The sequence below is a fragment of the Pseudomonas kurunegalensis genome, from assembly GCF_030291635.1.
Taxonomy (GTDB): Bacteria; Pseudomonadota; Gammaproteobacteria; order Pseudomonadales; family Pseudomonadaceae; genus Aquipseudomonas; species Aquipseudomonas monteilii.
In genome coordinates this window covers 632,083-644,902 of sequence record NZ_CP127871.1, presented here as the reverse complement: position 1 = coordinate 644,902, position 12,820 = coordinate 632,083, and the positions used below count along the sequence as shown (strand labels likewise).

At 63.0% G+C, this 12,820-nt stretch carries 13 protein-coding genes, 1 tRNA gene and 1 pseudogene; 9 read left to right on the top strand and 6 right to left on the bottom strand.

From position 1 onward, the window contains the following. The first annotated feature begins 28 nt into the window (after positions 1–28). Positions 29–901, top strand: coding sequence for a thioredoxin (gene trxA, locus QQ992_RS02860; protein WP_286112161.1), 873 nt, complete (start codon positions 29–31; stop codon positions 899–901). A gap of 142 nt (positions 902–1,043) precedes the next feature. Here trxA and QQ992_RS02855 read toward each other — a convergent pair whose 3' ends face one another. Beyond that, on the bottom strand, positions 1,044–1,388 hold the full coding sequence (locus tag QQ992_RS02855) for a hypothetical protein (RefSeq protein WP_286112160.1): 345 nt from the start codon (positions 1,386–1,388) through the stop codon (positions 1,044–1,046). Positions 1,389–1,518: 130 nt separating this feature from the next. Between QQ992_RS02855 and QQ992_RS02850 the strand changes: the two genes are divergently transcribed. The 5 genes from QQ992_RS02850 (at position 1,519) to QQ992_RS02830 (ending at position 5,502) form a co-directional block, all read left to right on the top strand. Further along, a complete protein-coding gene (locus QQ992_RS02850; RefSeq protein ID WP_286112159.1) occupies positions 1,519–2,094 on the top strand; it encodes a DUF2796 domain-containing protein in 576 nt (191 codons plus the stop codon). Beyond that, entirely contained in the window at positions 2,095–2,805 is a 711-nt protein-coding gene (locus QQ992_RS02845) for an ABC transporter ATP-binding protein (RefSeq protein ID WP_286112158.1), read from the top strand. It begins immediately after the preceding gene. Next, positions 2,805–4,070 (top strand): ABC transporter permease, encoded by a 1,266-nt coding sequence (locus QQ992_RS02840; RefSeq protein ID WP_060499551.1) that lies wholly within the window; start codon positions 2,805–2,807, stop codon positions 4,068–4,070. The genes QQ992_RS02845 and QQ992_RS02840 overlap by 1 nt, the downstream gene beginning before the upstream one ends. A 126-nt stretch (positions 4,071–4,196) precedes the next feature. Then, positions 4,197–4,709 carry a DUF3299 domain-containing protein gene (locus QQ992_RS02835; RefSeq protein ID WP_119368678.1) on the top strand — a complete coding sequence of 171 codons (513 nt, stop codon included), beginning with the start codon at positions 4,197–4,199 and terminating at the stop codon, positions 4,707–4,709. A gap of 109 nt (positions 4,710–4,818) precedes the next feature. Further along, the gene (locus QQ992_RS02830; protein WP_014589498.1) at positions 4,819–5,502 is read left to right on the top strand and encodes an OmpW/AlkL family protein; all 684 of its coding nucleotides are present in this window, start codon (positions 4,819–4,821) and stop codon (positions 5,500–5,502) included. Here QQ992_RS02830 and QQ992_RS02825 read toward each other — a convergent pair. Continuing rightward, a pseudogene (locus QQ992_RS02825) lies at positions 5,493–6,683 on the bottom strand (MFS transporter); the annotation flags it as partial. The gene QQ992_RS02830 and the pseudogene QQ992_RS02825 sit on opposite strands and share 10 nt — an antisense overlap. 101 nt (positions 6,684–6,784) lie before the next feature. On the opposite strand from QQ992_RS02825, the gene QQ992_RS02820 reads away from it, so the two are divergent. After that, a complete protein-coding gene (locus tag QQ992_RS02820) occupies positions 6,785–7,228 on the top strand; it encodes a winged helix-turn-helix transcriptional regulator (RefSeq protein WP_286112157.1) in 444 nt (147 codons plus the stop codon). A 29-nt stretch (positions 7,229–7,257) separates the two neighbouring features. Here the strand turns inward: QQ992_RS02820 and QQ992_RS02815 are convergent, their stop codons facing one another. From QQ992_RS02815 to QQ992_RS02805, 3 genes are all read right to left on the bottom strand, one after another. Beyond that, positions 7,258–8,190 (bottom strand): NAD-dependent epimerase/dehydratase family protein, encoded by a 933-nt coding sequence (locus tag QQ992_RS02815; RefSeq protein WP_286112156.1) that lies wholly within the window; start codon positions 8,188–8,190, stop codon positions 7,258–7,260. Then, positions 8,183–9,067 carry a sugar nucleotide-binding protein gene (locus QQ992_RS02810; RefSeq protein WP_019096681.1) on the bottom strand — a complete coding sequence of 295 codons (885 nt, stop codon included), beginning with the start codon at positions 9,065–9,067 and terminating at the stop codon, positions 8,183–8,185. Before QQ992_RS02810 ends, QQ992_RS02815 begins: the two co-directional genes overlap by 8 nt. A 149-nt stretch (positions 9,068–9,216) precedes the next feature. Then, positions 9,217–10,026, bottom strand: coding sequence for a helix-turn-helix domain-containing protein (locus QQ992_RS02805; protein WP_110741782.1), 810 nt, complete (start codon positions 10,024–10,026; stop codon positions 9,217–9,219). A gap of 178 nt (positions 10,027–10,204) precedes the next feature. Between QQ992_RS02805 and QQ992_RS02800 the strand changes: the two genes are divergently transcribed. Beyond that, positions 10,205–11,647, top strand: a complete 1,443-nt coding sequence (locus QQ992_RS02800; protein WP_286112155.1) for an alanine/glycine:cation symporter family protein — start codon at positions 10,205–10,207, stop codon at positions 11,645–11,647. Positions 11,648–11,710: 63 nt separating this feature from the next. Further along, complete coding sequence (locus QQ992_RS02795; RefSeq protein ID WP_286112154.1) at positions 11,711–12,709, top strand: asparaginase; 999 nt, start codon at positions 11,711–11,713, stop codon at positions 12,707–12,709. 15 nt (positions 12,710–12,724) lie between these two features. Here QQ992_RS02795 and QQ992_RS02790 read toward each other — a convergent pair. Further along, positions 12,725–12,820: transfer RNA gene (locus QQ992_RS02790), tRNA-Sec, on the bottom strand.

The window sequence follows — 12,820 nt, the reverse complement described above, 5'->3', positions numbered from 1 at the left end:
TGCCATACACGAGTTTGCGAGAGTCGCGATGACCCAAGACACGCCTTACATTTTCGACGCTACAGATGCCACCTTCCAGCAACTGGTGATCGAGAACTCCTTCCACAAGCCGGTGCTGGTGGACTTCTGGGCCGAGTGGTGTGCGCCGTGCAAGGCGCTGATGCCATTGCTGGCCAAGATCGCCGAGGGTTACCAGGGCGAGTTGCTGCTGGCCAAGATCAACTGCGACGTGGAGCAACAGGTGGTTGCCCAGTTCGGCATCCGCAGCCTGCCGACCGTGGTGCTGTTCAAGGATGGCCAACCGGTGGACGGCTTTGCCGGTGCACAGCCGGAATCGGCGATTCGCGCCATGCTCGAACCGCATGTGCAGATGCCTGCCGCACCTGCAGCTTCGCCACTGGAACAGGCCAAGGCGCTGTTCGCCGAAAGCCGCTTTGCCGAAGCCGAGGCGCTGTTGCAGGCGCTGCTGGGTGAGGACAACAGCAATGCCGAGGCGCTGATCCTGTATGCCCGCTGCCTGGCCGAGCGTGGTGAGCTGGGCGAGGCCCAGGTGGTGCTGGATGCGGTCAAGACCGATGAGCACAAGGCTGCGCTGGCCGGTGCCAAGGCACAGCTGACCTTCCTGCGCCAGGCCGCCAGCCTGCCGGAAGTGGCGGACCTGAAAAGCCGTTTGGCGCAGAACCCACAGGATGATGAAGCGGCTTACCAGCTGAGCATCCAGCAACTGGCGCGCCAGCAGTATGAAGCGGCGCTGGACGGGTTGCTGAAGCTGTTCCAGCGTAACCGTGGCTACGAGAACGGGCTGCCGCAGAAAGCGCTGCTACAAGTGTTCGAGTTGCTGGGTGGCGATCACCCGCTGGTTAGCGTATATCGCCGCAAGCTGTCGGCGGCGATGTTCTGAGAATGCCGGGGGCCGCTTTGCGGCCCATCGCGACACAAGGCCGCGCCTACAGGAGCCGCGCAAGGCTCATGTCTACGCGGTCCTTGTAGGAGCGGCCTTGTGTCGCGATGGGCTGCAAAGCAGCCCCAAAATTCTGAAACTTTTACCCCACCCAGTGATAAACCGGCGCATCCACGCCACTTTCCACTTTCACTTCACTGCTATGTCGCAGCCGCACCAGCAGCCGCTTGCCCCCCGCCGTACTGCCCGCCAACCCCTCCAGCCTGTCCAGCAATTCCGGCCCGCTCATCTGCCCCGCCAGGCGCAACACCTCACGCGCCGCAGTCCACTGCCCGTCATCCTGTCGCGGTGCCGCCACGGTTTCCGCTGCTGCAACCTGCGCCGCTACCGGCACCTCAACCTGCCGCCCCAGCTGCGCCCACTCTTCAGGCGCCAGCTCGATGGTCAGGTCCACTGGCCACTCTCCAATCTGTCCACGAATTCTCATGATGCATTCCTTAAACCCAGGTCAATGCACCCATGCTACCGCAACATGAAACCTTCGCCACGCAGGCTGGCGGCGCGCAGAAAAGTTGTTATAACATAACTCAATCATTCAGCCCGCCCCGGAGCCGTCCATGCGTCGCCTGCTGCTTGCCCTGCCCTTCGCCTTGCTGCCACTGGCCGTGGCCCATGCCCACGATGACCATGATCACGACCACGCCCATGGCACCCTCGGCGCCCACGAGCATGGCGTCGCCAAGCTCAACGCCGTGCTCGATGGCAACACCCTGGAGCTGGAACTGGACAGCCCGGCAATGAACCTGGTCGGCTTCGAACATGCCGCCAGCAGCGATGCCGACAAGGCCAAGGTCGCCGCCGTGCGCCAGCAGCTTGAACAACCCCTGAAGCTGTTCGGCCTCTCTGCTGCCGCAGGCTGCAAAGAAGACCAGCAAGAGCTGGAAAGCCCGCTGTTCGGTGACGCCCCGAAAGCCGACGACGATGGCGACGAACATGAACACGGCCACCAGCACAGCGACATCGGCGCCCACTACCAACTGACCTGCGCCACCCCCGAAAAACTGGCGCAGGTGGACCTCACCCCGCTGTTCAAGGCCTTCCCGGCCACCCAGAAGATCAACGTGCAACTGATCGGCCCGAATGGCCAGAAAGGTGTGGAAGCCACGCCGGCCAAGGCAGCGGTCGCTTTCTGAATGAGCCAGTCGCTGATCGAACTGCACGACCTGGTATACGCCTGGCCAGGTCAGCCGCCGCTGCTGGATATTCCAGCCTTCCACCTGGACACGGGTGAGGCCCTGTTCCTCAAGGGCCCCAGCGGCAGTGGCAAGACCACCTTGCTGGGCCTGCTGGGCGGCGTGAACGTACCGGCTCAGGGCCGCATCCAGTTGCTTGGCCAGGACCTTGGCAGCCTGGGCCAGGGGGCGCGTGACCGCTTCCGCGTCGACCACACAGGTTATATCTTCCAGCAGTTCAACCTGCTGCCGTTCCTGTCGGTACGCGAAAACGTCGAACTGCCCTGCCGCTTTTCGCGCAGCCGCAAGGCCCGCGCCGAGCAGCGCCATGGCAGTGTCGACCAGGCAGCCAGCACGCTGCTGGCCCACCTTGGGCTGGATGACTCCGCCCTGCTCGCCCGCCGCGCCGACAGCCTGTCGATCGGCCAGCAGCAACGAGTGGCCGCCGCCCGCGCACTGATCGGCCAGCCCGAGTTGGTGATTGCCGACGAACCGACCTCGGCGCTGGACGCCGATACCCGTGAAGCGTTCATCCGCCTGCTGTTCGACGAATGCCGCGCCGCCGGTGCCAGCCTGCTGTTCGTCAGCCACGACCAAAGCCTGGCGCCACTGTTCGACCGCCACCTTTCCCTGGCCGACCTCAACCGCGCCGCCAAGCCCCGGGAGGCCTGATGTACCTGCTCCGCCTTGCCCTGGCCAGCCTGGCCAACCGCCGTTTCACCGCCTTCCTCACCGCGTTTGCCATCGCCCTGTCGGTGTGCCTGCTGCTGGCCGTGGAGCGCGTTCGCACCGAGGCCCGCGCCAGCTTCGCCAGCACCATCAGCGGTACCGACCTGATTGTCGGCGCCCGCTCCGGCTCGGTGAACCTGCTGCTGTATTCGGTATTCCGCATTGGCAACGCGACCAACAACATCCGCTGGGACAGCTTCCAGCACTATGCGCAGGACCCGCGGGTGAAGTGGGCGATCCCTATCTCGCTGGGCGACTCGCATCGCGGCTACAGGGTGATGGGCACCACGACGGATTACTTTGATCATTACCAGTACGGCCGCCGCCAGCACCTGGAATTGAGCCAAGGGCGTGAGTTCGCCAGCGACCCGTTCGAGGTGGTACTCGGTGCCGAAGTCGCCGAGGCGTTGCACTACAAGCTGGGTGATAAGCTGGTGCTGGCCCATGGCGTGGCAGCGATCAGCCTGGTCAAGCATGACGACAAGCCGTTCACCGTGGTTGGCGTGCTCAAGCGCACCGGCACACCGGTCGACCGCACCTTGCACATCAGCCTGGGCGGCATGGAAGCCATCCATATCGACTGGCACAACGGCGTACCGGCCCGTGGCGCCGGGCGCATCAGCGCCGATCAGGCACGTACGATGGACCTGCAACCTGCCGCCATCACTGCGTTCATGCTAGGCCTGAACAACAAGATCGCGACGTTCAGCCTACAGCGGGAAATCAACGAATATCGCAGCGAGCCGCTGCTGGCGATCCTGCCTGGGGTGGCCCTGCAAGAGTTGTGGAGCCTGATGGGCACGGCGGAACAGGCGTTGTTCGTGGTGTCGCTGTTCGTGGTGCTGACTGGCTTGATCGGCATGCTCACGGCCATTCTCACCAGCCTCAACGAGCGCCGGCGAGAAATGGCAATCTTGCGGTCGGTCGGGGCCAGGCCGTGGCATATCGCGGGGTTGCTGGTGCTGGAGGCGCTCTCACTGGCAGCAGTCGGAATCGTGGCCGGGCTGGGGTTGCTGTATGCGGGTATCGCCTTGGCGCAGGGGTATGTGCAGGCAAACTATGGCTTGTACTTGCCGCTGGCCCTGCCGAGTGCTCATGAATGGACCTTGCTGGCTATCATCCTTGGGGCCGCGTTGCTGATGGGTAGCGTGCCGGCTTGGCGGGCCTACCGACAGTCGTTGGCTGATGGCCTGTCCATTCATCTTTAAGAGCCTGCAATGATCAGAAACCTCACTGCCTTCTTCGCGGGCAAGCCCGCTCCCACAGGGTTCTCTACAAACCTCAGGCCTTGTATAGGACCTGCGGGAGCGGGCTTGCCCGCGAAGAGGCCGGCAATGCTCATGTTGCTGGCCCTGCTATTGCTGATAGCGATGCCTCTGTGGGCCGCCGAACCCAAAGAGCTGGACTGGCCTGCCCTGATCCCCGAAGGCGCCCCGGTCATCCCCCCGCAGCTGGCGCCGCTGCACGACATGTCACAGCTCAGCAACGCCCTGTCTGCCGAGTCCGCCCCTCCCGCGCGCCAGCAGGCTCCCGACGCCCCCGTGGTAAAAAGCCTCGACGGCCAGCAGATCAAGTTACCCGGCTACATCGTGCCGCTTGAGGTCAGCGAGGAAGGCCGCACCACCGAGTTCCTGCTGGTGCCGTACTACGGCGCGTGCATCCACGTGCCCCCGCCACCCTCAAACCAGATCGTGCATATTTTCAGCGAAATGGGCGTACGCGTCGAAGACCTCTACCAACCCTACTGGATCGAGGGAAAGATGCAGGTTAAAGCCTCCAGCAGCGAACTGGCCGATGCCGGTTACCAGATGGAGGCCGAGAAAATCTACGCGTATGAGCTGAGATGAGAACTGTTTCGAATTCATGAAGACGCTTCTTTGAGCTGGGTCAAACTTTGTGTTTAACCAGCTCCGTACCATTGGACTACTCGATTAATAACGTCCTTTGGGAGCTTCCATGAACAAGTCCTTGCTCGGCGCCTCGCTTGTGGCCCTTGCGCTCGCCGCCCCTGCCGCCCACGCCTACCAGGCAGGGGACATGATCCTGCGCGCAGGTGCCATTACCACTGCCCCGAACGAGAGCAGCGGCGACCTGAAGTTCGACGGCAACAAGGTGTCGGGCACCAAGGCGACCCTGGACAGCGATACCCAGCTGGGCCTGACCTTTGCCTACATGCTCACCGACCACATCGGCCTGGAGCTCCTGGCAGCCACCCCGTTCAAGCACACCGTGGGCGTAAAAGGCCTGGGCGGCGGGCTGGACGGCAAGCTGGCAGACATCAAACAACTGCCACCGACCCTGTCGCTGCAGTACTACCCGATGGAGCCGAATTCGCGCTTCCAGCCTTACGCCGGCGTGGGCATCAACTACACCCTGTTCTTTGACGAAGACTTGAGCAGCGCACGTAAGCAACAAGGCTTCAGCAACCTCAAGCTGCAAGATTCGGTAGGGATTGCCGGCCAGCTGGGCATGGACTACATGCTCACCGACAACCTGCTGGTCAACGCCTCGGTCTGGTATGTCGACATCGACACCAAGGCCAGCGTCAACGGCCCGACCGCACTGGGCTACAGCAAGACCAAGGTCGACGTAGACGTCGACCCGTGGGTGTACATGGTCGGCCTTGGATACAAGTTCTGACCGGAACACGGCAGGGCGGCTTCGGCCGCCCTTTCTCGTTGCAGCCACAGCCAGTACCCCAGCGCGACCGCACTGATGGCCATGCCAAGCCCACACACCGCAGGCCACCCCCATCGGGCATACACCCCGCTCGCCAGCACCGCCCCCAAGCCGCTACCGACCGAATAGCAGCACATATAAGCACCAATCAATCGGCTAGCCATCGCGCCACGCCCTGCCAGCAACACGCTCTGGTTGGTGACATGCACTGCCTGCACGGCGAAGTCCAGCATCAACACACCTACCACGAAGACGATCAACGACTGCCCGACAAACGCCGTGGGCAACCACGACAGCGTCAGCAACGCCAGCGCCAGCCCGGTGGTGCGCTCTCCCAGCCCCAGGTCGGCCAAGCGACCAGCGCGCGCTGCCGCCAACGTGCCCGCCACACCTGCCAGACCGAACAGGCCAATTTCGGTATGGCTCAACGCCAATGGCGCAGCGCTGAGAGGCATGACCATGGCGCTCCACAGCACGCTGAACGCGGCGAAGATCAATACGCCGAACACGCCGCGCTGGCGCAACAGCCTGTCGTGTCGAAACAAGCGGAATTGGGACACGATCAGCTCTCGGTAACCGGGACGCTGCACCAACGGCTGTCCACTTGGCAAACAGCACCACAGCACCATCGCCAGCGCCAGCAACAGCACTGCGGCCACCAGATAAACACTGCGCCAGCCGGCCAGGTCAGCCACCCCACCCGCCACCAGGCGCGCCAACAGAATGCCCAGCACCACGCCGCTCGTGACGGTGCCTACCGCTTGCCCCTGCTCACCAGGCGAGGCCAGGCTGGCGGCATGCGCCACCATCACCTGCACCATCACGGCCATCAGCCCGGTGATGGCCAGTGCCAGCAGCAGCATCACCCAGTTTGGCGCCATGCCGACGCCGACCAGCGCCAAGGCCGAGAACAGCAACTGGCCGAGCAACAGGCGTTTGCGGTCGATCAGGTCCCCAAGCGGCACAATCAGCAGCAGCCCGAGGGCATAGCCCGCCTGGGTTGCACCCACTACCCAGCCAATCTGCTGCTGTGCCACACCCAGTTCGGCGGCCATCGACTCGAGCAAAGGTTGGGCGAAGTACACCGTCGCTACCGCCATGGCGCTGGTAATGGCAAGCAGCAGGGTTATCCAGCGTGTCATCGGGATGGCCTCGACAATGTAGTTTCGAATTGAAACCACTTATGGTTATTTAGCAAAAGTAGTTTTAATCTGCAACCAGACAATCAGGACAGGCCTGCCACATGCTCGATGAAAATAATGCGCAATGCCCGGTAGCCCGTGCCTTGGAGGTATTGGGTGACCGCTGGGCGCTGATGATCCTGCGCGATGCCTTCGATGGCCTGCGGCGTTTCAGCGAATTTCAGAAGAACCTGGGGCTGGCGAAGAACATCCTCGCCTCACGGCTCAAGCTGCTGGTGGAAAGTGGGTTGCTGATGACGCAGCCAGCTTCGGATGGCAGTGCCTACAAGGAATATGTGCTGACCGAGAAGGGGCGGTCGGTGTTTCCCGTGGTGGTGGGCCTGAGGCAGTGGGGGGAGCGGTTTTTGTTTGAAGCGGGTGAGGTACGTTCGGAGCTGGTGGAGGGTATTACCGGGCAAGTGCTTGAGACATTGCAGGTAAGGGCTTTGGATGGGCGAGTTCTGAAGGCTGAAGATTGCCTGCGCCGAGTGGTGCGGCATGGGTGATCTGGGGCCGCTTAGCGGCCCCAGCGTTTTCAGCTTTTACCCAGAAGCCGCGCCAGGCCTTCGACCATCGGCGTCGCCTGCGGGAAATCGAACCGCGCTAGCAAGCGCTGGTTATCCGCCCGGGAATGGCGAATGTCACCCGAACGCGCCGCCACATAGCTAATCGCCGGCAAGCTCCCCACCACCTTCTCCAGCGCCGCCAGCAACTGGTTCAGCGAAGTGGCCTGGTTGAGGCCGATATTCACCGCCCCCTCCTCCACCTGCGGCTGTTCCAGCGCCTGCACCATCACCTGCACCAGGTCACCCACGTACAGGAAGTCGCGGGTCTGCTCGCCATCACCGAAGATGGTGATCGGCAAGCCCTGCACCGCGCGCTCGCAGAAGATGCTGATGACCCCGGAATACGGCGAAGACGGGTCCTGGCGTGGCCCGAAGATATTGAAGAAGCGGAACACCACCGGCTCCAGGCCATGCTGACGACGGTAGAAGTCCAGGTATTGCTCACTGGCCAGTTTGTCCACGGCGTAGGGGGTCAGCGGCGCCTTGGGCGTGTCTTCGGCAATCGACTCGCCCTCGCCATTGTTGCCGTACACCGCCGCACTGGAAGCAAACAGCACCCGGCGCAGACCATGCACGCGCATCGCTTCGCACACGTTAAGGGTGCCGATGAAGTTGCTCTGGTGTGTGCGCACCGGGTCTTCGACCGAGGCCTGCACCGAGGCCACTGCCGCCAGGTGCACCACGGCACTGCAGCCGGCTGCGGCCTGCGTGACCAGCCCGGCATCGGCGACATCGCCTTCGATCAGCTCCAGCCGTGGGTGGTCGACCTGCAGGTTACTGCGTCGGCCAGTGGAAAAGTCATCGAGAATGCGTACAGCGTAGCCTTTGTCCAACAACGCATCGCACAGGTGGGAGCCAATGAAGCCGGCACCGCCGGTGATCAGGATGGGGGCGTCAGCCATGGCGGTAGAACCGGTCCAGTAGAGGCGGCAGGCCGGCGCGCCAGGCGCGGGGCTTGATGCCGAAGGTATGAAGGATTTTCTTGCAGGCCAGTACCGCGTGCTGCGGCTCTTCGCTGGCATCAGGCCGTGCGGCATGAGCCTGCGGCGTTGGCGCCTGAACCGCGAGCTGGCGGTACTGGCCTGCTTCGGCAAGGATCGCCTGGCCCAGCGCCAGCGGCGTGGTCGCCTCGTTGCCGGCGTAATGGTAGGTGCCCCACAGCGGCGCACTGCAATCGAGCTGCTTGAGCACCGACAGGATCACCCGCGCAGCATCGTCGACCGGTGTCGGGTTACCACGCCGGTCATCGGCCAGCAGCAGCTCTTGCGGTTGCTCGGCACGGGTCAGGAAGCGGCCCAGCGACCCGTCGATGCTTTCGTCGAGCAACCAGCCAAAGCGCAGTAGCACATGCTGCGGGCAGGCCGCACGCACACTCTGTTCGATGCGCCACAACGCCTGGCCACGCAAGCCCAGCGGCACTGGCTCGTCCTTTTCGCTGTAGGCCGTAGCCCGCGAACCGTCGAACACGCGGTAGCTGGAAGGCTGCACCAGGGTGATCTGGTGGTGCTGGCACAGCTCTGCGAGCCGCTCTACCGCACGCTCCTGTTGAGCCAGACGCTGTTCGCTGACCGATTCGGCCTGGAACCAGTCGAAGTAATAGGCCAGGTTGACCACGGCGTCGGGACGGTGATCGTCGAGCAACTGGGTGAGGCTGGCCGGCGTCCAGCCGTTTTCGGGCGGGCGCGGCGCCAGGAATGCGATGTCCTCCTCGGCCCCAAGACGAATCAGCGCTTGCCCGAGGGCATTGCCACCACCCAACAGCATTAGGCGCATACGCATAGAGTCAGCAGATCCGGAGAGGTTGATGAAGGAAAGGGGTCATTTTGCGGTTTCCTCTGCGGGAAGTCCAACCGCAGGCCTTATTGAGTTTCCTGTACAACCTCAACGGGAGCGGGTTTACCCGCGAAGAGGCCAGTACAGGCACCACTTTACTCAATCTCAAACAAACTGTTGCGCAATGGCCCCACACTCAAGCGTTCACGTACATCGTCATCTATACGTGGATCATCCGGCCGGTACAGTTTTACCTGCCGATAGGCATTGATGCGATTGATCTCTTCCCCCAGGTACTCCCACACCACCCGGGTACAGGCCGGGTTGCGTCGGTCGCCGCTGGACACTCCAGCCTTCAGGCCATTCAGGCGGGTGATGCGGCTTTTGAAGCTGGGGATGAGGATGGTCTGGCTCATTTCGTTGTACGTGAGCGACTCGTAGTCGATCAGGAACAGCCGGTCCTGCAACTGGAACGCAGCCCCCAGGTAGCGGCAGCGTACCTCGGCGTGCTGATCGGTGGCGCTGGAGCGTTCCTGGCGTTCCTGGCGCTCGAACAGGAAGCGGCCACGCTCCTCCCACAGGTGCACCAGCGACACCAGGATGGTGCCCGGCACCGACATGCAGTTGGAATACTCGAAGTAGTAACCGCAATAGCGCGACAGGTTGCCAGCGTGGTCGTGCAGCGGACGGAACAGTTCGCTGATCGGGTCGCTGGGCTGGTCGGCCAGCGTCGACACCCGTGCGCCGATAAGCCTGGCGAACTGCTCGGCCGGCAAATTCAGCTCGTAATCCTCGACGCCGAAGAAGTCGCCGATGCGCTTGAGGTTGTAAGCCGTCGGACGGCTCTGCCCGCTCAGGTACTTGTTGAACTGTGCCCGGTTGATCGACAGCTGCCGGCAAACTTCGGAAATAGAGCGGTAGTGGCTGCAAGCCAGCTTGAGGTTGGTAGCGAAATGATCGCTCATGTGCGGGACCCAGGTGACGCGAATGACGCTATTGTAGCATCAAGTCGCGCCAACTGAGAGCAACCCGCGAAATTGTAACCACTCTTGTCATGGCCAACCATGCGCCCCAACGAATAGCGGTGCGCCTGCCGTCCGCTGGTCTTTCCACACGAAGAATAAGAATCGAGGTCATTCTCCAATGCTCGAAGTACTCAACGATTTCCTCTCGGGGAAACTCCTCATCGTGCTGATCGTAGGGCTGGGTAGCTACTTCACCATCCGCTCCCGATTCGTTCAGTTCCGCCATTTCGGCCACATGTTCGCCGTGTTCAAGGAATCGCTGCGTGGCCAGGCAGGCCAGCTGAGCTCCTTCCAGGCCCTGATGCTGAGCCTCGCCGGCCGCGTTGGCGCCGGTAACATTGCCGGTGTCGGTATTGCCGTGACCCTGGGTGGCCCAGGTGCCGTGTTCTGGATGTGGGTCACCGCATTGGTGGGCATGTCCAGCAGCTTCTTCGAATGTACCCTGGCCCAGGTGTACAAGCGCGCCGATGGTGACGGCCTGTACCGTGGCGGCCCGGCCTACTACATTCAGCATGGCCTGAAGCGCAAAGGCATGGCCATCGTGTTCTCGATCCTGCTGCTGGTCACCTACGGCTTCGCCTTCATCGGCCTGCAGTCGTACACCGTGACCCACTCGCTGCAGAACGCCTTCAACTTTGCCCCGAGCCAAACCGGTATTGTCCTGGCCCTGCTGCTGGCCATCACCTTCATCGGCGGCATCAAGCGTATCGCTGCGGTGTCGGACCTGCTGGTACCGGTCAAGACCCTGGCCTACATCGGCGTGACCCTGTACGTGATCGGCACCCAGATCGAACACGTGCCGGCCATGCTGGAAACCATCTTCAAGAGCGCCTTCGGCCTCGATCCAGCCTTCGGCGGCCTGCTCGGCAGCGCCATCGTCATGGGCGTGAAGCGTGGCGTGTTCGCCAACGAAGCGGGCCTTGGCAGTGCGCCGAACGTCGCCGCCGTGGCTGCGGTGAAACACCCGGGCGCCCAGGGCGTGGTCCAGGCCTTCAGCGTGTTCCTCGACACCTTCGTGATCTGCACCTGCACCGCGCTGCTGATCCTGCTGTCGGGCTTCTATACCCCGGGCTTCGAGGGTGACGGCATTGTCCTGACCCAGAACTCGCTGGCCGCCGTGGTCGGTGACTGGGGCCGTGTGTTCGTCAGCGTTGCACTGTCGCTGTTCGTGTTCACCTGCATCCTCTACAACTACTACCTGGGCGAGAACAGCCTGCAGTTCCTTACCCGTAACCGCGTGGTACTGATGGTGTTCCGTGGCTTGGTGCTGGCACTGGTGGTCTGGGGCTCGATGCAAGACCTGTCGACCGTGTTCGCCTTCGCCGACATCACCATGACCTGCCTGGCCTTCGTCAACCTGGTGGCCCTGGCCCTGCTGTTCAAAGTCGGCCTGCGTGTGATGCGCGACTACGACGAGCAGCGCAAGGCGGGTATCCAGCAGCCGGTGTTCGATTCGACCAAGTTCGCCGACCTGGATCTGGACCGCAATGCCTGGCCTGCCAATCCGCAGGCGGAAACAGCCACTGACAAAACAGTCGGCCAAGCGCAGCCTCAGCGCTGATACGCTGCCCTGCCCAGCCGCCCCTTCTGCGGGCGGCTTTTCTTTCTCCGCTCACCGCTACGGATGTTCTCCATGCGTGCCGTAAAGAATCTTCTCGTTCTCTATACCGGTGGCACCATCGGTATGCTCGAAACCCCGGAAGGCCTGGCGCCAGCCGGTGGTTTTGAAGCACGGATGCGCGAGCACTTCGCGCACATGGCCGATGCGCCCCAGCTGCAATGGACCCTGCAGGAACTGAACCCGCTGCTCGACAGCGCCAACATGCAACAGCACAACTGGCTGGCGATGCGCGATGCCATTGTCGATGCGGTGGATGTGGCGGGCCATGACGGCGTGCTGGTGCTGCACGGCACCGACAGCATGGCGTACAGCGCTGCGGCATTGTCGTTCCTGCTGCTGGGGCTGCCGGTTCCGGTGCTGCTGACCGGCTCGATGCTGCCGGCGGGTGCCGCTGACAGCGATGCATGGGCCAACCTGTGTGGTGCGCTGCGCCAGTTCGAACATGGCCTGGAAGATGGCGTACAGCTCTACTTCCATGGCCAACTGCTGCATGGCTGCCGGGCCTCGAAGCTGCGCAGCGAGGCGTTCGATGCCTTTGCGGCGCTGCCGCGCCATCGTGATGGTGAGCATGCCGACATGATCCCTGCCGAGCTGGGCTACAAGCAGCCGCGCAAGCCGGTCAACCTGGCGGTCGTGCCGGTGTTCCCGGGGCTGCAGGCCGGGCACTTGCAAGGCTTGATCGACAGTGGTGTGCAGGGGTTGCTGCTGGAATGCTACGGCAGCGGTACCGGGCCATCGGATGACCAGGCATTGCTGAATGTACTGAGTGCGGCGCGCCAGCGCGGTGTGATGCTGGCGGCTATCAGCCAGTGTCCTGAAGGCTCGGTGGTGTTCGACACCTATGCGGCGGGCAACCGCTTGCGCGGGGCCGGATTGGTCAGTGGTGGCGGCATGACCCGTGAGGCAGCGCTGGGCAAGATGGTTGCGCTGTTGGGGGCGGGCTTGAATCTGGATGCAGCAGAGCAGTGGTTTGCTCTGGACCTGTGCGGCGAACGGGCCTGAACAGGCGAAAGAAAATGGCGGAAGGCAGCGGGAGTCGAACCTGCCCGGGAACGGCTGCCGTCCCCAACCGGGTTTGAAGCCCGGCCGCGCCACCGGGCGCGATTGCCTTCC